General features: G+C 67.7%; 17 protein-coding genes. 9 read left to right on the forward strand and 8 right to left on the reverse strand.

Going from position 1 to position 16,598, the window contains the following annotated elements; all coding sequences use genetic code 11:
- Positions 1-24 precede the first annotated feature (24 nt).
- The 5 genes from ASF34_RS04730 to ASF34_RS04750 all read right to left on the reverse strand — a co-directional run bounded on the left by ASF34_RS04730 (position 25) and on the right by ASF34_RS04750 (position 6,017).
- Complete coding sequence (locus ASF34_RS04730; RefSeq protein WP_056159204.1) at positions 25-1,695, reverse strand: methyl-accepting chemotaxis protein; 1,671 nt, start codon at positions 1,693-1,695, stop codon at positions 25-27.
- 55 nt (positions 1,696-1,750) lie between these two features.
- Complete coding sequence (locus ASF34_RS04735; RefSeq protein ID WP_056159207.1) at positions 1,751-2,362, reverse strand: chemotaxis protein CheW; 612 nt, start codon at positions 2,360-2,362, stop codon at positions 1,751-1,753.
- Positions 2,359-3,834: a CheR family methyltransferase gene (locus ASF34_RS04740; RefSeq protein ID WP_056159210.1), complete on the reverse strand. Its 1,476-nt coding sequence runs from the start codon at positions 3,832-3,834 to the stop codon at positions 2,359-2,361. Before ASF34_RS04740 ends, ASF34_RS04735 begins: the two co-directional genes overlap by 4 nt.
- Before the next feature lie 16 nt (positions 3,835-3,850).
- The gene (locus ASF34_RS04745) at positions 3,851-4,357 is read right to left on the reverse strand and encodes a chemotaxis protein CheW (RefSeq protein WP_056159213.1); all 507 of its coding nucleotides are present in this window, start codon (positions 4,355-4,357) and stop codon (positions 3,851-3,853) included.
- A 121-nt stretch (positions 4,358-4,478) separates the two neighbouring features.
- Positions 4,479-6,017 (reverse strand): sensor domain-containing diguanylate cyclase, encoded by a 1,539-nt coding sequence (locus ASF34_RS04750; protein ID WP_056159215.1) that lies wholly within the window; start codon positions 6,015-6,017, stop codon positions 4,479-4,481.
- A 448-nt stretch (positions 6,018-6,465) separates the two neighbouring features.
- On the opposite strand from ASF34_RS04750, the gene ASF34_RS04755 reads away from it, so the two are divergent.
- From ASF34_RS04755 to ASF34_RS04790, 7 genes are all read left to right on the forward strand, one after another.
- A complete protein-coding gene (locus ASF34_RS04755; RefSeq protein ID WP_018044193.1) occupies positions 6,466-8,241 on the forward strand; it encodes an acetolactate synthase 3 large subunit in 1,776 nt (591 codons plus the stop codon).
- A gap of 24 nt (positions 8,242-8,265) precedes the next feature.
- On the forward strand, positions 8,266-8,808 hold the full coding sequence (gene ilvN / locus ASF34_RS04760; protein WP_018044192.1) for an acetolactate synthase small subunit: 543 nt from the start codon (positions 8,266-8,268) through the stop codon (positions 8,806-8,808).
- A 317-nt stretch (positions 8,809-9,125) separates the two neighbouring features.
- Positions 9,126-9,512: a type II toxin-antitoxin system PemK/MazF family toxin gene (locus ASF34_RS04770; RefSeq protein WP_056159218.1), complete on the forward strand. Its 387-nt coding sequence runs from the start codon at positions 9,126-9,128 to the stop codon at positions 9,510-9,512.
- Entirely contained in the window at positions 9,509-10,147 is a 639-nt protein-coding gene (locus ASF34_RS04775; protein ID WP_056159221.1) for a glutathione S-transferase family protein, read from the forward strand. The genes ASF34_RS04770 and ASF34_RS04775 overlap by 4 nt, the downstream gene beginning before the upstream one ends.
- A gap of 93 nt (positions 10,148-10,240) precedes the next feature.
- Positions 10,241-10,885, forward strand: a complete 645-nt coding sequence (locus ASF34_RS04780; protein WP_056159224.1) for a TetR/AcrR family transcriptional regulator — start codon at positions 10,241-10,243, stop codon at positions 10,883-10,885.
- 27 nt (positions 10,886-10,912) lie between these two features.
- Positions 10,913-11,932, forward strand: coding sequence for a ketol-acid reductoisomerase (gene ilvC, locus ASF34_RS04785; RefSeq protein ID WP_018044187.1), 1,020 nt, complete (start codon positions 10,913-10,915; stop codon positions 11,930-11,932).
- 313 nt (positions 11,933-12,245) lie between these two features.
- Positions 12,246-12,899 carry a pyridoxamine 5'-phosphate oxidase family protein gene (locus tag ASF34_RS04790; protein WP_018044186.1) on the forward strand — a complete coding sequence of 218 codons (654 nt, stop codon included), beginning with the start codon at positions 12,246-12,248 and terminating at the stop codon, positions 12,897-12,899.
- Between the two features lie 148 nt (positions 12,900-13,047).
- On the opposite strand, the gene tam is transcribed toward ASF34_RS04790, so the two are convergent.
- Positions 13,048-13,830, reverse strand: a complete 783-nt coding sequence (gene tam, locus ASF34_RS04795) for a trans-aconitate 2-methyltransferase (RefSeq protein WP_056159226.1) — start codon at positions 13,828-13,830, stop codon at positions 13,048-13,050.
- 100 nt (positions 13,831-13,930) lie between these two features.
- Positions 13,931-15,001 carry a tryptophan--tRNA ligase gene (trpS, locus tag ASF34_RS04800; protein ID WP_056159229.1) on the reverse strand — a complete coding sequence of 357 codons (1,071 nt, stop codon included), beginning with the start codon at positions 14,999-15,001 and terminating at the stop codon, positions 13,931-13,933.
- 221 nt (positions 15,002-15,222) lie between these two features.
- Between trpS and ASF34_RS04805 the strand changes: the two genes are divergently transcribed.
- Positions 15,223-15,480: a type II toxin-antitoxin system Phd/YefM family antitoxin gene (locus ASF34_RS04805; protein WP_244478896.1), complete on the forward strand. Its 258-nt coding sequence runs from the start codon at positions 15,223-15,225 to the stop codon at positions 15,478-15,480.
- Positions 15,470-15,754 carry a type II toxin-antitoxin system RelE family toxin gene (locus ASF34_RS04810; protein WP_056159232.1) on the forward strand — a complete coding sequence of 95 codons (285 nt, stop codon included), beginning with the start codon at positions 15,470-15,472 and terminating at the stop codon, positions 15,752-15,754. The genes ASF34_RS04805 and ASF34_RS04810 overlap by 11 nt, the downstream gene beginning before the upstream one ends.
- A 15-nt stretch (positions 15,755-15,769) precedes the next feature.
- Here ASF34_RS04810 and ASF34_RS04815 read toward each other — a convergent pair whose 3' ends face one another.
- Complete coding sequence (locus ASF34_RS04815; RefSeq protein WP_056159235.1) at positions 15,770-16,531, reverse strand: endonuclease III domain-containing protein; 762 nt, start codon at positions 16,529-16,531, stop codon at positions 15,770-15,772.
- Positions 16,532-16,598 lie beyond the last annotated feature (67 nt).

A 16,598-nucleotide genomic window follows, 5' to 3' on the forward strand; every position in this document is an offset into this window, starting at 1 on the left:
GTCGGTTGCGCCCGGCCTCTCCCGTCAGTGCCGGTATCGGTCGGCGAGTGTCAGGAGCGCCTGGGCGAGTTCGGTGAGATTGGCGGAGGCCGCCTCGACCTCGCGGGTACCGGCGGCGGTCTGCTGGCTCGCCTGCCGGATGTTCTGGAGGGCGCCCATCACCTGCTCGATGCCGAGCTGCTGTTGGTTGGTGGAGGCGACGATCTGCTGGAAGGTCTGGACGCTCTCCTCGACCTTGGCGGTGATCTCCTCGATGGTCCGCTGGGTCGTGTCCGAGCGGGCCTTGCCGGTCATGGTGCGCTTGACCGCCTCCTCGGTGAGCATGACCGAGGTGTTGATGCCCCGCTGGATCTCCGAGAGGATGGTGCGCACCTGCGCGGTGGCCGCCTTGGCCTGATCGGCGAGCAGCTTCATCTCCGAGGCGACGACGGCGAAGCTCCGGCCGCTCTCGCCCGCCGCCGCCGCCTCGATCGCCGCGTTGAGCGCCAGCAGGTGGGTGCGCTCCGAGATGTCGTTGACGGTGGTGATGATCTCGCCGATCGCCTGGGTCTTCTCGCTCAGAGAGACGATGTTGCCGGCCACCGCCTCCGCCTGCTCGCGGATGGCGTCCATGGCCTTGGCCGTATCGGCCACGGCCCGCAGGCCGGCCCGCGAGATCTGCGCGGTGGATTGGGCGGTGGCGATCACCTCGCTCGCCCGCTTGCCGATCTGGGCGCCGGAATGGGTGATCTCGTCGACCGTGGCGGCGGTCTCCTGCACGGCCGCGAACTGCTCCTCGACGCTGGCCGCCTGTTCCTGGGCGGAGGCGCGGATCTCGGCGGCGGCGGCATTGAGGTCGGAGGTGGCCGCCCGGTTGGTGCGGGCGAGGTCGGCGAGGCCGGAGACCATGGTGTTCAGGGTCGATGCCAGGCGGCCGATTTCGTCGGAGCCGGTGCGCCCGAGCGTCCGCGTCAGGTCGCCCGACCCCACATGCTCGGCGAAGGCCATGACCTCTTCGAGGGGCTTGACCACGCCCCGGCTGATGAGGCCCGTGACCAGGATGCTCAGGACGACGCAGAGCGCGAGGATGAGGCCGATGGAGACGAGGCTGCGCTCGTAGATGTCGCTGGAGCGGCGCTGGCCGGCATCGATTCCCTGGTCGAGCAGGTCGCGGGTGCGGTCGAGATCGCGCAGGAACTCGTCCTGGATGCGGTTGAGATCGTCGTTGCGGGCTTCCACCCCCTCGACGTCCTTGGCCAGGATGGCGGCGAGCTGCACCTCGCTGGCGGTGCGCAGCCTCCGGAAATCCGCCGCGGCGGCGCTGGCGGCCTCGCCGAGCCGCTTCCAGATCGCCGAGCGCTCGGGAGAGGGGGCCGTGGCGCCATAGCCGTCGGCGGTGCGGATGGTGTCGACCAGGATCGCTTCCGCCTCGGACGCCACGCGGCGCCAGGCATCGACGTTCGCGGCGATCTCGCCATCGGGACGGTTGCGCATCAAAGCCGCGATGACGCCGTTGCGGCGAAGGCTGCCGAGGTCGCGCGACTTGTTGCCGAGATCGTCGAGCTTGCGCGCGATGGTCAGGTCGCGCGTGACGATCGTCGCGGTGTTGTCGCGGACGGCTCCGATCTGGCCCAGCGCGTAGACGCCGAGCCCCACCATCACCAGGGTGATGGCGACGAAGCCGATGAGGATCCGTTTTCCGATCGAGATCGACACGCTGGGCGACGCTCCGAAACCGCTCGACGGGAAAGGCTCCGGGGGAGCCTTGCCGTCAGCCTTGAGGCAGGTATCGCCGCAGGAGACGCGGCAGATCGATGACGACGAAGCCGGCCTCTCCGCCCTGATGGGCGGCCTCCGGGCCGGGAGCCGGTGCATAGCCCGAAACCGCATCCGCACCAAAGCCGCCCGTGAGAACCGGTTCGGTCGTGAGCGCGCCATCCACGTCCGCGACGGCGAGAACCCGGTCGACGGCGAGGGCCACGGGGGCGATGCCGCCGCGCAGGACGAGGATGTGGCCCGTCGCCGTCGAGGACTCGGCCCGCGAAGAATCTGCCCGGGCAGAATCCGCCCGCGAGGGAAGCGGACGCGAGAGGGCGCCCGCGAGGCTGAGCACGCTGACGACGCGGCCGGAGAGGGCGATCAGGCCGAGGAGTTCCGGGGGCGCCCCCGGAACGGGCGTGTAGGTCCGCGCCGGCACCACCTGGACGACGGAGTCCAGGGGCAGCCCGTAGCGGTCGTCCCCGGCGGCGCAGACCAGGAACGGGCGAGTCGTCGCCCGATGGGCGATGTCGACGCCCCGGCGGGCGAGCGCGGCCGTGCGCTCGTCGAGCAGCCTCCGGATGCGCGGATCGTCTGAAGTGTCCCCTGCGGCCGGTGCGATCACGATACGGATGTCCTCATGCGCAGGCGGGCGTCCTCCACGCTTTCGACCAATCGTCCGGCGCTCAGCCCGTCGCCTTCGCGGAGCAGGGTGTCGGGCGGCTGGTCGCGGCCGAAGCGGACGGCGTTGTCGAACGCCCGGCGGGCCTCGGCCTCGCGTCCCTGGGCGCCGAGCAGCAGGCCGAGCTGGTAATGCGCCATCACGAAGGTGCGGTCGAGATAGAGCGCCCCGCGCAGGGCCCGCTCGGCCTCCGCCTCTCGGCCGAGGTCGTAGGCGAGAAGACCGTCGTAATAGTGCAGCCGCGCATCGGTGGGGGTGGTCAGGAGGGCCGCCTGAACCCTGCGCCACCCTTCCGCGATCTGCCCGGAATCGGCGAGCGCCCGGATCGCGTCCAGCACCGCCTCGACATCCTCCGGCCCGGCCCCGTCGAGCGAGGGCAAGGGCGGGGGCGGGGGCGGGTCCGCGATGGGAGCGGGCATCGGGGCGAAGGCGGGAGGCGGGTCGGCCTCGGGCGCCGGAGGTTCGGGAACCGGTCTCGCGAAGGCGGCCGCCACGGTCTCGGGTGGCGGCGGTGGCTCGACGGGGAAAGCGGTCGTCGGCAGGCGGTAGGCCACCGTACCGGGGAGGTTCACCGGCTGCAGGGTGGCCGCGAAAGCCGGGTTCGGTTCGGCATGGCCGATCAGGAGCCAGCCGTCCGGAACGAGGCGATGGCCGAGGCCGCGCACGATGCCGACCACGGCATCGGCCTGGAAATAGATCAGCACGTTGCGGCAGAGGATGAGGTCGAAGCCGGCGAAATGCGACGGCGCCGTACCGTCGAGCAGACTCATCAGGTTCTGGTGCTCGAACCGCACCATCCGCCGGAATTCCGGCCGCAGGGTGAAACTGCCCTCGCGGGCGATCCCCGGCAGCGAGGGGCCGAGGACGAAGTAGCGCGCGTGTTCCTCGGGCGGCAGGGTGCGCAGGGCCCAGCGCCCGAACACCGCCGCGCGGGCCGTCCCGAGAGCCTCGTGGCTGATGTCGGTGCCGGTGATGGCGATCCGCCATCGGGGCAGGTCGTCGCCGAGGAGCTCGTGGAGCAGGATCGCGATGGAGTAGGGCTCCGCCCCCGTCGAGCATCCGGCGCTCCAGATCCGCAGGGACTTCGTCTCTGCGCGCGCCGCGATCAGGCCGGGCAGGATCGTCCCGCGCAGGGCCGCGAACTGCTCGGCGTAACGGAAGAAGAACGTCTCGCCGATGGTGATCTCCGCCTCGAGGGCGGCCCATTCCGCCGGACCGGTGGCCTCGGCGTCGAGATGGGCGAGATAGGCGGCGGAATCGGCGAGCCGGCACGCCTTGAAGCGCTTGCGCAGACGGTCGAAGAGCAGGTCGTCCTTGTCGGCGTAATAATGGTGCCCGGTCCGGGCGATCACCTTTGCCTTGAGGGCGGCGAAGGTCGGATCGCGTTCGGGGCCAGCCTTGGCCGGACGGATCATCGTGCGGCCGATCCGCTCATGAGGCGGTCGCGGCGTCGAGCCCGGACAGCCGCTCGGCCGCCGCGCGGGTGAGGGCATCGAGGCGGATGCGCTCCTCCTGCGTGAGGAGGCGGGCCAAGCTCAGCACGTCGACGCGGCCGTGCCCCCGCTCGAACCCGGCGATCACACAACCGTTGAGGCTGCGCGTCTCGTCCGCCGGCTGGATCTCGGAATCGGGAACGACGACGAGGGCCTCGGCACGGTCGACGAGGAAAGCGGTGGAACGGGCCGCATCGAGGACGAGATGACGATCCACGTCATCGGGATCGGCCGCCGCCTCGCTCAGCCCGAGGAGGCGTGCGAGGTCGATCACCGGAACCGTGGCACCGCCGAGGTTGAGGAAGCCCGCGAGCATGCCCGCCGTGGCGGATTGCCGGTGCAGCCGGGGCAACGGCAGCACCTCGCTCACGCAGGTCCGGGCCAGGGCGCAGGCGGTGCCAGCCACGTCGAGGATCAGGAAGGCCGTCGTCGCGGTCGGGGGCATCGGTCCCGGAAGGCATGATGGGAGGTTCGCCCCAGATAGGACGATGCCGGAGAACCACGCAAACGGATTCGGTTTTCAGGGACCGGAGTTTTCGCTCCGCCACCGGTCCTACCGAGCCGGATCAGTCAGCGATACCATGTGGCGCGGCCGGGGGATGCGCGGCACTTTCCGGGTCGGCGCAGCAGGTCCGGTTCCGGCCGGCGGCCTTGGCCGCATAGAGGGCGGCATCGGCCCGCCGGTAGAGGTCGAACGGGTCCGTGGAGCCGCCCGCAGAGGGCAGGGCGCTGGCCACGCCGACGCTCACGGTGATCGCGCCCGCTTCGATCTCCGCCGACGGAACCGACAGGGTCGACATCCGCGCATGAACGCGCTCGGCCGCGCCGAGGGCGGCGGCCCCATCGGCATTCGGCAGCAGCAGGACGAACTCTTCGCCACCGACCCGGCAGACGATGTCCCCGTCACGACGCAGGCTGGCGGACAGGCAGCGGCCGATGCCCTGAAGCACCCTGTCACCGACGGCGTGGCCATAGCGGTCGTTGTAGCGCTTGAAGTGGTCCGCATCGACCACGAGGAGCGAGAGCGGCGTTCCCTGAATGCTGGCGCTCGTCCACAGCCGGGCGACCATCTCCTCGAACGCGCGGCGGTTGGGCAATCCGGTGAGCATGTCGGTTCGAGACAGGCGCTCCAGTTCCGCCTGGATCGCGGCGCGGCGGCGCAGCTCCCGCCAGAACAGGAGGGAGAGGCCGATGGTCAGGCCGCACAGCAGAACGACGATGACGCTGATGACGAGGGCCTTCCCGCGCCACTCCGCCTCGATCTCGTAAGCCGACAGGGTGACGTTGAGGATGAAGGGAAGGTCGCCGATGCGGGTGAAGGCGAAATGCCGCTCGCTGCCGTCGCGGGGCGATGTCCCCACGAAGCTGCCGCTGCCCTCGCGCCGGAACCGTTCGAATGTCGGGGTCCCGGCGATGGAGCTGCCGATATCACTCTCCAGATAAGGATGGCGGACGATGCGCATGCCGTCGGAACGATACAGGTTGATCGCGCCATACGGGCCGAGACCGATGCGATCGAACAGCCTGTGGAAGTAGGACAGGCTCAGCGAGCCCAGCACGATGCCGCCGAAGGATCCGTCCGGCTTGTTGATGCGGCGGCTCAGGACCAGCACCGGCGTCCTCAACAGGCGCGAGACGACGGGAGGACTGATGTAGAGGCCGAGATCGGCCCGGGCCTTCTGCGCCTTGAAGTAGTCGCGATCGGAATTGTTGAGCTTGCGTGGCGTCACCGACGCGGCGTCGATGACGGTGTCTCCGTTCTCGTCGAGGACGAGCATCACCCCCATGTCCCGGGCGCTGGCGGCGCGGTCGAAGAGGATCAGCTGCCGCAATTCGGGGCTGACGTCTCGTACGCCCGGCACGTTCAGGCCGTCGACGACGCCCTGAATCGAGAGGTCGATGATCTCGAAATTGCGGGCGATGTCGCGCTCGATGACCCGAAGCAGGTTTCGCGAGGTCTGCTCGGCCTTGTCCCAGGCGTCGCGCCGCATGTCGAGCAGCATCACCCCGGAGGTGATCAGCATGCCGATCGGCGCGAGAACACCGAGCACGATCCAGGTCCGGGCGGACCATGTGAACCGGCCGAGGCGAAGCTTGAGGCCCATGAACAGCCTGCGGCACGAACGTCTTCAGGTAGTCCGGGGTCTCGTGCGCTAGCCCCCGACCCTCAGTGCCTCAGCACCTAGTGCGCGATCCATAGGCAAGCAAACGCTCAGGGTTTGAATCCGGGTGGACTGTCATCACGAGGATCGACGGCGTGACCTCATTGTGGCCGTGCGAGGCATTATCTTGCCTCGAACGGCGTTGACCGGACCCTCGGACCTGTTTAAACAGGCCGGCACGAGTTTACGATTCGTCAGACCGACGAACGACGAGGTTTCGGTTTTCCCATGCGGGTCATCCTTATCGTAACGGAAGCGCCACCGACCGGGCGGCCCTGATACAGGGGCCGTGATCCGGATGGTGGCGCATGCAGGGTCCTTCGGGACCCTTTTTTGTTGCCGCGACGAGACGTTTGACACTGGGTTCAATCAGGTTTTGAGGAGCAGGACGATGAGCGGCGAGGTCATGACCGGGGCCGAAATGGTCATCCGGGCGTTCCGGGATCAGGGTGTCGATACGCTGTTCGGGTATCCGGGCGGTGCGGTGCTGCCGATCTACGATGCCCTCTTCCACCAGGAAGAACTGAAGCACGTCCTCGTCCGGCACGAGCAGGGCGCGGTCCATGCGGCCGAGGGCTATGCCCGCTCGTCGGGCAAGGTCGGCTGCGTCCTCGTCACGTCCGGCCCCGGCGCCACCAACATCGTCACCGGCCTCACCGACGCGATGCTGGATTCGATCCCCCTCGTCTGCATCACCGGCCAGGTCCCGACGCACCTGATCGGCACCGATGCGTTCCAGGAATGCGACACGGTCGGCATCACCCGCCACTGCACGAAGCACAATTACCTGGTCAAATCGATCGACGACCTGCCGCGCATCCTGCACGAGGCCTTCTTCGTCGCCTCGAACGGCCGGCCGGGGCCCGTCGTGGTCGATCTGCCGAAAGACATCCAGTTCGCGAGCGGGATCTACGAGCGCCCCACCCATAACGGCCACAAGACCTACCGCCCCGCCTTCAAGGGCGACGCGCAGGCGATCCAGTCCGCCGTCGAGCTGATGGCGAATGCCCGCCGTCCGGTCCTCTATACCGGCGGCGGCGTCATCAATTCCGGCCCGCACGCCTCGGCGCTCCTGCGCCAGTTGGCGGAGGTCACCGGCTTTCCCGTCACCTCGACCCTGATGGGTCTGGGCGCCTTCCCGGCCTCCAACCCGCAGTTCCTGGGCATGCTCGGCATGCACGGGACCTACGAGGCCAACCTCGCCATGCACGAATGCGACGTGATGGTCTGTATCGGCGCGCGGTTCGACGACCGCATCACCGGCCGTCTCGACGCGTTCTCGCCCTTCTCCAAGAAGATCCACATCGACGTCGACGCCTCCTCGATCAACAAGGTGGTCAAGGTCGATATCGGCATCGTCGGCGATTGCGGCTCGGTGCTCGAAGACATGCTCGCGGCCTGGAAGGCCCTGCCCAAGCGTCCCGACCAGGGCCGCTTCGACGAGTGGATGGCCAAGATCCGCACCTGGAAGGCGCGGGACTGCCTCGCCTATTGGCCGTCGGGCACGATCATCAAGCCGCAATACGCGGTGCAGCGCCTCTATGAGGCCTGCAAGGACCGGAAGACCTTCATCACCACGGAGGTCGGCCAGCACCAGATGTGGGCGGCGCAGTACTTCAAGTTCGACGAGCCGAACCGCTGGATGACCTCGGGCGGCCTCGGCACCATGGGCTACGGCCTGCCCGCGGCCATCGGCACCCAGTTGGCCAATCCGGACGGTCTCGTCATCGACATCGCCGGCGAGGCCTCGATCCTGATGAACATCCAGGAGATGTCGACCGCCGTGCAGTATCGCCTGCCGGTCAAGATCTTCATCCTGAACAACGAGTATATGGGCATGGTGCGGCAGTGGCAGGAGCTGCTGCACGGCTCGCGCTATTCGCAGAGCTATTCGGAAAGCCTGCCGGACTTCGTCAAGCTGGCGGAGGCCTACGGCGCCAAGGGCATGCGCTGCGACAAGCCGGGCGAGCTCGACGGGGCGATCGCCGAGATGCTGGCCCATGACGGCCCGGTCATCTTCGATTGCATCGTCGACAAGAAAGAGAACTGCTTCCCGATGATCCCGTCGGGCAAGGCGCACAACGAGATGCTGCTCTCCGACTACCTCGGCGAGACCGGAATGGACCTCGGCGACGTGATCTCCGAGGAAGGCAAGATGCTGGTCTGACCGACGGCACGGAGGAGAGACGTCATGAACGCCATGAACACGCACTACCCCGATGCCGGTCGGGTCGAGCCGATCAACCGGCACACCCTCGCGGTCATCGTGGACAACGAGCCGGGCGTCCTCGCGCGGATCGCGGGGATGTTCTCGGGACGCGGCTACAACATCGAGAGCCTGACGGTGTCGGAGACCGAGGTGGCGCGCCACATCTCGCGCATCACCATCGTCACCGCCGGCACCGATGCGGTGATCCAGCAGATCAAGGCTCAGCTCGACCGGCTCGTGCCCGTGCACCGGGTCGTCGACCTCACGCTCCAGGGCAAGGCCCTCGAGCGTGAGCTCTGCCTCGTCAAGGTGGCGGGTACCGGTGAGCACCGCACCGAATCGCTGACCCTCGCCGCCGCCTTCGGCGCCAAGACCCTGGACGCGACCCTGAACTCCTTCGTTTTCGAGGTCACCGGGACCACCGAGGAGATCGACCGCTTCATCGGCCTGATGACGGTGATCGGCCTCGTGGAAATCTCCCGCACGGGCATCGCGGCCATGGGGCGTGGTTCGGAAGCGATGTGAGGCTTTTTCGCCGACGGTGATAAGGTGCCGGGGATGTGCCGGGGATGATGCGATGAGAGCGAGGCTGGAACGGAGTGGGGACGATTTCGTCCTCTCAGTGACCCGAGAGGACGTGCGGAAGCTCGGTCTCGTCGAGGGGCAGGAAGTGGACATCGATCCGGTGCCTGCCCCCCTCGCGCCTCCGCCCGCCCGCCGTTACGTCAACGGGTTCCCCGTCTTCACGATGGCGGAAATGGCTGCGGAGATGAGGAGACTCGGGCCTGATTTCGAGCCTCCGACCGTCGATTGGGGACCGGATGTCGGTTCCGAAATCATCAATGATGACGATCCCCGCTGATCGGCCGCATGAGCCGGGTGACCTGATCCTCGTCGATCTCGACCCCGTTCTCGGAACCGAGCAACGCGGAAAGCGACCGGTCCTCATTATCTCGACCCTGGAGATGAACACGCTGACCCGGCGGATCATCATCTGCCCGGTCACCCGCAATCGCGATCCCTGGCCGACGAAAGTCTTTTTGCCGGAGGGGTTAGGCGCTGACGGCGCAGTCCTCGCCGATCAGGTCCGCTCGATCGACCGCAGAGCGCGCATCCTCCGCTCCCTCGGGAGAGTCCCCGAACCCATACTCGCGGAAGTCCGCGCTAAGGTGGCAGCGTTGATCGGCTTGCAATTCGATAGTGAGACCGAGGAAAGCTCAGCTTCATGACCACCCTCTACTACGCCCCCGGCGCCTGCTCGCTCGCCTCCCACATCGCCCTCGAGGAAACGGGAGCGCCCTACGAGACCGTGCGGCTCGACCTCGCCAAAGGCGACCAGCGGGCGGCCGAGTATCTCGCCGTCAACGAGCGCGGCCGCGTACCCGCGCTGGTCGAGGAGGAGTGGGTGCTCACCGAGAACACCGCCATCCTGCGCCACATCGCGCGCAGTCATCCGCAGGCCGGCCTGTGGCCGCAGGCGCTCCGCGATCAGGCGCGGGTCGACGAATGGCTGGGCTGGCTCTCCACCGGCCATCACATCGCCTACGCGCATATCCGCCGGGCCGAACGCTACACGAGCGATGAGACGGCCTTTCCGGGCATCCAGGCCAAGGGGGTCGAGACCTGCGGCGACCTCTTCACCATGACCGAGGTCAACCTCTCCAATGGCGGCTGGGCCGTCGGCGAAGCCTACAGCGTGGCCGATCCTTACCTGCTGCTGTTCTGGACCTGGGGCCGCGGCCCGGCGCTCGGCTTCGACATGGCGGAGCGTTTTCCCCATTGGACCGCGCATGCCCGCGCCATGGCGGCGCGGCCCGCCGTGCAGGCCGTGTTCGCCCGAGAAGGCCTCAAACTGCCCGAATAAGGTGCGGCAAGGGTCACGCCGCCTCTTGTTCGGGACGCAAAACCGGACTATGCCGCCGCGTACCGTACGGTACGGTACTGGTTGTCTGGAAGCATGAGCGCGACGGTCGCACGCGACGAGACGGGGCAGGAGGCCCCCTCGGCCCGCCAACAGGCGGTGCTCGATGCCGTGCTCGCTCTCCTGGTCGAGGAGGGCGACCAGCTCACCATGGACGCGGTAGCGCGCCGGGCGAGCTGCTCGAAGGAAACCCTGTACAAATGGTTCGGGGACCGTGACGGTCTCCTCACCGCTACGGTGCGCTGGCAGGCCTCGCGCGTCCATGCGGGGCGCGACGCGGCGGGCGTGCTCGATGCGGCGACCCTGCGGGAGCGCCTGCTCGATTTCGCCGTGACCTGGCTCGACGTCATCGCGGGCCGTACCTCGGTGGTGCTGAACCGCATCGCCATCGCCCATGCCGGCTCGCGCAAGGGCAACCTCGGCGCCATCGTGCTGGCGAACGGGCGGCTGGCCATCGGCGGGCGGGTCAAGCCCGTGCTGGACGCGGGCCGCGCGGCCGGGCTCCTCGTCTTCGAGGACAGCGAGACCGCCTTCCGGACCTTCTTCGGTCTGGTCGGGCGCGACATCCAGATCAGACTTCTCCTCGGCGACGCGCTCGATCTCGACGCCGCCGAGATCCGACGCGACGCGGCCCGCGCCGTCGACCAGTTCCTGGCCCTCTACGGCCAGGCCCGACCCTGACACCCCACGCGAAGAGGACATTCAACCATGCGGGTCTATTACGATCGTGACGCCGACCTCAACCTGATCAAGGGCAAGAAGGTCGTCATCGTCGGCTACGGCAGCCAGGGCCATGCCCACGCCCTCAACCTGCGCGATTCCGGCGTGAAGGGCATCGTCATCGCACTCCGCGAAGGCTCGGCCACCGCCAAGAAGGCGGAGCACGAGGGCTTCACGGTGATGAACGTCGCCGACGCCGCCCGCCAAGCCGACGTCGTCATGATGCTGACCCCGGACGAACTGCAGGGCGACATCTACAAGGAGTCGCTCGAGCCGAACATGAAGCAGGGCGCCGCCCTCCTGTTCGCCCACGGCCTCAACGTCCACTTCAACCTCATCGAGCCCCGCAAGGATCTCGACGTGCTCATGGTCGCCCCCAAGGGCCCCGGCCACACCGTGCGCGGCGAGTACCTCAAGGGCGGCGGCGTGCCGACCCTGATCGCCATCGCGCAGGACGCTTCCGGCAACGCGCACGATCTCGGCCTGTCCTACGCTTCGGCCAATGGCGGCGGCCGCGCCGGCATCATCGAGACCACCTTCAAGGAAGAGTGCGAGACCGACCTGTTCGGCGAGCAGGCCGTGCTGTGCGGCGGCCTCGTCGAGCTCATCAAGGCCGGCTTCGAGACCCTGGTCGAGGGCGGCTACGCTCCCGAGATGGCCTATTTCGAGTGCCTCCACGAGGTGAAGCTCATCGTCGACCTCATCTACGAGGGCGGCATCGCCAACATGAACTACTCGATCTCCAACACCGCCGAGTACGGCGAGTACGTCACCGGCCCGCGCATCGTCACGAGCGAGACCAAGGCCGAGATGAAGCGCGTGCTGGACGACATCCAGTCGGGCAAGTTCACCCGCGACTGGATGCTGGAGAACAAGGTCGGCCAGACCTCGTTCAAGGCCACCCGCGCCAAGCTCGCCCGTCACCCGATCGAGGAAGTCGGCTCGAAGCTCCGTGGCATGATGCCGTGGATCTCCGAGAAGGCCCTGGTCGACAAGTCCAAGAACTGATTTTTTGTGATGGGCGGCCGGGCTTCGCTCGGCTGCCCCCCATCGCGGAGAAAGCCGGCCTCGTGCGAGCGGGACCGGCTTTTTGTTTGGGTCGACCCTCCCCCCATTGCGGGGGAGGGTGGTCGCGGAGCGACCGGGAGAGGGGACGACGCTTCCGGAGATGGCGCTCCCCTCATCCGACTTGGCTCGCGGGCCATCGTCTCCCGCGGAGGGGAGAAGGACGAGCTGCCCCCGTTGTACTCTCAGGAAAATCCGGCGATCATGCTCCCTAACGGTCGCCCATTTGAGAGCGGCCGAAGGTTGGAGGACACCCATGGCTTCGCTCTATTACGACGAGCATCGCGCGCTTCAGGAAGAGTACAACACCGTCAAGCTCGCCGAGCGCCTCGACACCGGCTGGGTGCATGACGAGATCGGCCCCGACGAGGCGGCGTTCATCGGCAGCCGAGACATGTTCTTCCTGTCCACGGTCGATCCCGACGGCATGCCCACCGTCTCGTACAAGGGCGGCAGCACCGGCTTCGTGAAGGTGCTCGACGCCAACACGCTGGTCTTCCCCGGGCTGGACGGGAACGGCATGTGGTACTCGATGGGCAACATCGAGGGTCAGTCCAAGGTCGGGCTGCTGTTCATCGATTTCGAGACCCCGCACCGTGTCCGCGTCCAGGGCCACGCCCGGATGCTGCGCGACGATCCGCTGATGGCCGAGTACACCGAGGCCAAGTACCTCGTGAAGATCGAGGTGACGAAGGCCTGGGTCAATTGCCCGCGCTACATCCACAAGTACCAGAAGGTGTCCCAGAACAAATACGTGCCGCGCCCCGACAAGGAGACGCCGCTCGCCCTTTGGAAGCGTCTCGACATGGTCGGCGACGTGATCTCGGACGAGGACAAGGCGCGGGTCGAAAAGGAAGGCCAGCTCGCCCTGCCGGAATACGAGGCACGGGTGGCGCGCGGCGAGAGCTGAAGCCCGGCCGAGCACCGTCCCGGCCATCGCATCCGGGGCGGTGCGCCAAGCAGGTTCGCGTCGGCAAGCCAACACTTCACCTCGCTTAGGCCGTTGAAGTATCGCAGGTTTTAGGACGCAAAACCGGTGACCACTTTTGCGAACCTGCTTAGTCCTCCCGGCGGGCGACGATGAAGACCCGCGGGAAGGCGAGCAGGCGTCGCCCGTCGCTGCGCGGCGGATAAGCCTCATCGATCGCCGTCGCATAGGCAGCGAGGAACCCGGCTGTGTCCTCGGGGTCCAGCGGGTCGAGGAAGGGCCGGAGCCCGGTCGCCCTGACCCATTCGACGATGGCGGCGGCATCCGCCATCGGGTGGTGATAGGCGGTGCGCCAGACATCGACCTCGGCCGCGAGCGGCGCCAGCAGGTCGTAATAGCCGGCCGGCTCCAGCATCCGCCCGAGCCGCCCGGCCACGGCTGGATCGCCGATGGCCCCGGCCCAGGGACCGGCACCCGCCACCTCGCGCATCAGGCGGTGCGAGGGCTCGGCGAGGTTGTCGGGCATCTGCACGGCGAGCACGCCGCCGGGTGCCAGGAGGCCGAGGAGCCGGGGCAGGAGCACCGGGTGGTCGGGCAGCCATTGCAGCACGGCGTTGGCGTAGATCAGGTCCGGCGCCCGCTCGGGGATCCAGGTCGCCGCATCGGCCAGCGCGAAGGCAAGGCCGGGCAGGCGGCTCCTCGCCCGCTCCAGCATCGCCGGTGAGGTATCGAGGCCGATCACCTCCGCTTCGGGAAAGCGTGCGGTGATGAGCGCTGTGGAATTGCCGGGGCCGCAGCCGAGATCGTAGACGAGGCGGGGGGCTTCGAGCGGCACGCGGGCCAGGAGCTCGGCCGCCGGACGGGTGCGCTGGTCCTCGAAGCGGGTGTAGAGGGCTGGGTTCCAATCGGCCATCGTGGGTTTCCCCTATCCTGGGGGACGGGCGAATGATCGCCCCGGCGTCCTATCAGTCATCGTCGATCCGCACGCGTCTCGCCGACGCGCGCGGAGTTGCTCAGGAAACGGCCCGCAACCGCGGCCCGCGGCGGACGAAGCCGACGATGTCCTTCACCGCATCCAGCGTCGGGGCCGCGATGGCCTCGGCGCGCTCGGAGCCGTCGGCGAGGACGGAGTCGATATAGTCGGTATCGGCCACGAGGCGCTTCATCTCGGAGGCGATCGGCGCCAGCGTCTCCACCGCGAGCTCCACGAGCGCCCCCTTGAAGGCGGAGAACTGCGCGCCGCCGTAATCGGCCAGCACCTCGTCGCGAGTGACGCCCTTCAGCGCCGCGAAGATGCCCACGAGGTTGTCGGCCTCTGGCCGCGCGGCGAGACCGGCCGTCTCGGAGGGCAGGGGCTCCGGATCGGTCTTGGCCTTGCGCACCTTGGTGGCGATGGTGTCCGCCTCGTCGGTGAGGTTGATGCGCGAATTGTCGGAGGGGTCCGACTTCGACATCTTCTTGGTGCCGTCCCGCAGGGACATGACGCGGGCGGCCGGGCCGCCGATCAACGGCTCGGTGATCGGGAAGAAACCCGCACCCGCATCGTGCCCGTGGGCGGAGATCGACTCCGAAAAGTCGTTGTTGAATTTCTGGGCGATGTCGCGGGTCAGTTCGAGATGCTGCTTCTGGTCCTCGCCCACCGGCACGTGGGTGGCGCGGTAGGCCAGGATGTCGGCGGCCATCAGCACCGGATAGGCGTAGAGCCCGACGCTCGCGTTCTCCCGGTCCTTGCCGGCCTTGTCCTTGAACTGGGTCATGCGGTTCAGCCAGCCGAGGCGGGCGACGCAGTTGAAGATCCAGGCGAGCTCGGCATGGGCCGGCACCTGGCTCTGGTTGAAGACGATGCTGCGCGTCGGATCGATGCCGGCGGCGAGGAAGGCGGCCGTGACTTCGCGGATCTGGCCCTTCAGGGCGGCGGGGTCCTGCCACAGGGTGATCGCGTGCATGTCGACGACGCAGTAGAGGCACTGCGCCTCGCGCTCCTGCATCTCCACGAAGCGCTTGATGGCACCGAGGTAGTTGCCGAGATGCAGGTTGCCCGTGGGCTGGACGCCCGAGAACACGAGCTCTGTGAACGCGGTCATCGCGCGTGGTTCCTATGGCGTGATGGCGAGGGAGAAGCCGACGCTCGGATCAGGGCACCGACGTTTGCGTTCTGAACGGCTCACCATGGGTGGTCAAGGTGCACGGCTTGGCGGCACTCGGCGCACCGAACCCAAAAATGGTCGAACTTTCGTACGCAATTTGGTATCGAAGCTAGATCGCCTGGGACATTCCAGCGAGGCGGCAGGTGGTGAGGTGGCGAATGGAAGCTCAGCTGCAGAGTGTCATGGCCGATGTGGCGGTGAGTGTGTCGGAGCTGAAGAAGAGTCCGACATCGGTGATGAACCGCGCCGACGGAGCACCGGTGGCGATCCTGAACCACAACCGCGTCATGGGCTACATGGTCCCGCCGGAGACCTTCGAGGCCATGATGGACGCCATCGACGACGACGTGCTGGCGGCCATCGTGAAAGCCCGCTCCGGCGAAGTGCCCGTGCGGGTCACCCTGGATGCCCTTTGAAATCCAGTTTCTGCCGTCCGCGCTCAAGGAATGGCACAAGCTCGGCGAGACGCTCCGGGGCCAGTTCAAGAAGAAGCTGGCGGAGCGTCTGCTCAACCCGAGGGTCGAAGCGGACAAGCTTCGCGATGCCGACCTGAAGGATTGCTACAAGATCAAGCTGAGGTCGGCGGGTTATCGGATGGTCTACCGGGTGGATGATACCACGGTCACCGTGACGGTGGTGGCGGTGGGAAAGCGGGAGCGAAGCGCCGTGTACGGAGCCGCCAAGCGGTAGCGCCGCCGCTACCGCCTAACTCCGCTCCCGCGTCTGCCCGGTCGGGCAGATGTCCAGCAGCACGCACCTCCCACACGCCGGATTGCGGTGGTGGCACACGGCCTGCCCGTGGAGCATCAGGATCTCGTGGTTGTCGTAGAGATCCTGCGCGCTCCACTCCGCCGGAAGTTGCGCCCGCAGGATCGGATGCGAGGGACCGACATCGATTTTTGGGCCGATGAGGCCGGTGCGTTGCGCCACCCGGTGGTGGTGGCTGTCCACCGGCAGGGCCGGCATCCGCAGCAGGCTGAACGAGAGCACCGCCGCGCTGGTCTTCGGGCCGACGCCCGGAATCGCTTCGAGCCACGAGCGCGCCGCGTCGACCTCCATCTCCTTCAGGAAATCGAGCGAGAGGGCGCCGTGACGCTCGGCCACCGCCGCCAGGACGGCGCGGATGCGGGGGGCCTTCAGTTCCGGCCAGGTCACGCCGGAGATCGTCGCCTCGATCTCCGCCACGGGCGCGTCCACGAGGTCGGACCAATCCGGGTAGCGTGCTCGTAAAGCCTTGAAGGCGCGACCGGAATCGGCGTTCCGGGTCCGGTGGGAGAGAAGCGAGGAGACGAGCTCGCTCAGCGGGTCGAGGCTGTGGAAATACGGAATCGGGCAGCCGTAGACGGGGCAGAGCCGGCGGTGGATCTCCAGCGCCTTGTCACTGAGGCTCGCGTCGGCGAGGTCAACGGAGCGCCTGGTCTGCCGGGGGCGGGGGCCGGCGAGGTCGTGCCCGGATGCGATGGCCATGACAGGCGAATCCCCGGCGAGTCCCGCAGGTTCCGCCGAGCCCAAGCCCTGCCGGGTGCGACACAGA

This window comes from Methylobacterium sp. Leaf106 (genome assembly GCF_001422895.1).
GTDB lineage: Bacteria > Pseudomonadota > Alphaproteobacteria > Rhizobiales > Beijerinckiaceae > Methylobacterium > Methylobacterium bullatum.

What these genes read in the sequence shown, in the direction of transcription:
- ASF34_RS04740 (WP_056159210.1), bottom strand. Translation starts at nt 3,834, where the DNA reads ATGATCCGTCCGGCCAAGGCTGGCCCCGAACGCGATCCGACCTTCGCC.
- ASF34_RS04745 (WP_056159213.1), bottom strand. Translation starts at nt 4,357, where the DNA reads ATGCCCCCGACCGCGACGACGGCCTTCCTGATCCTCGACGTGGCTGGC.
- ASF34_RS04750 (WP_056159215.1), bottom strand. Translation starts at nt 6,017, where the DNA reads ATGGGCCTCAAGCTTCGCCTCGGCCGGTTCACATGGTCCGCCCGGACC.
- ASF34_RS04755 (WP_018044193.1), top strand. Translation starts at nt 6,466, where the DNA reads ATGAGCGGCGAGGTCATGACCGGGGCCGAAATGGTCATCCGGGCGTTC.
- ilvN (WP_018044192.1), top strand. Translation starts at nt 8,266, where the DNA reads ATGAACGCCATGAACACGCACTACCCCGATGCCGGTCGGGTCGAGCCG.
- ASF34_RS04770 (WP_056159218.1), top strand. Translation starts at nt 9,126, where the DNA reads ATGATGACGATCCCCGCTGATCGGCCGCATGAGCCGGGTGACCTGATC.
- ASF34_RS04775 (WP_056159221.1), top strand. Translation starts at nt 9,509, where the DNA reads ATGACCACCCTCTACTACGCCCCCGGCGCCTGCTCGCTCGCCTCCCAC.
- ASF34_RS04780 (WP_056159224.1), top strand. Translation starts at nt 10,241, where the DNA reads ATGAGCGCGACGGTCGCACGCGACGAGACGGGGCAGGAGGCCCCCTCG.
- ilvC (WP_018044187.1), top strand. Translation starts at nt 10,913, where the DNA reads ATGCGGGTCTATTACGATCGTGACGCCGACCTCAACCTGATCAAGGGC.
- ASF34_RS04790 (WP_018044186.1), top strand. Translation starts at nt 12,246, where the DNA reads ATGGCTTCGCTCTATTACGACGAGCATCGCGCGCTTCAGGAAGAGTAC.
- tam (WP_056159226.1), bottom strand. Translation starts at nt 13,830, where the DNA reads ATGGCCGATTGGAACCCAGCCCTCTACACCCGCTTCGAGGACCAGCGC.
- trpS (WP_056159229.1), bottom strand. Translation starts at nt 15,001, where the DNA reads ATGACCGCGTTCACAGAGCTCGTGTTCTCGGGCGTCCAGCCCACGGGC.
- ASF34_RS04805 (WP_244478896.1), top strand. Translation starts at nt 15,223, where the DNA reads ATGGAAGCTCAGCTGCAGAGTGTCATGGCCGATGTGGCGGTGAGTGTG.
- ASF34_RS04810 (WP_056159232.1), top strand. Translation starts at nt 15,470, where the DNA reads ATGCCCTTTGAAATCCAGTTTCTGCCGTCCGCGCTCAAGGAATGGCAC.
- ASF34_RS04815 (WP_056159235.1), bottom strand. Translation starts at nt 16,531, where the DNA reads ATGGCCATCGCATCCGGGCACGACCTCGCCGGCCCCCGCCCCCGGCAG.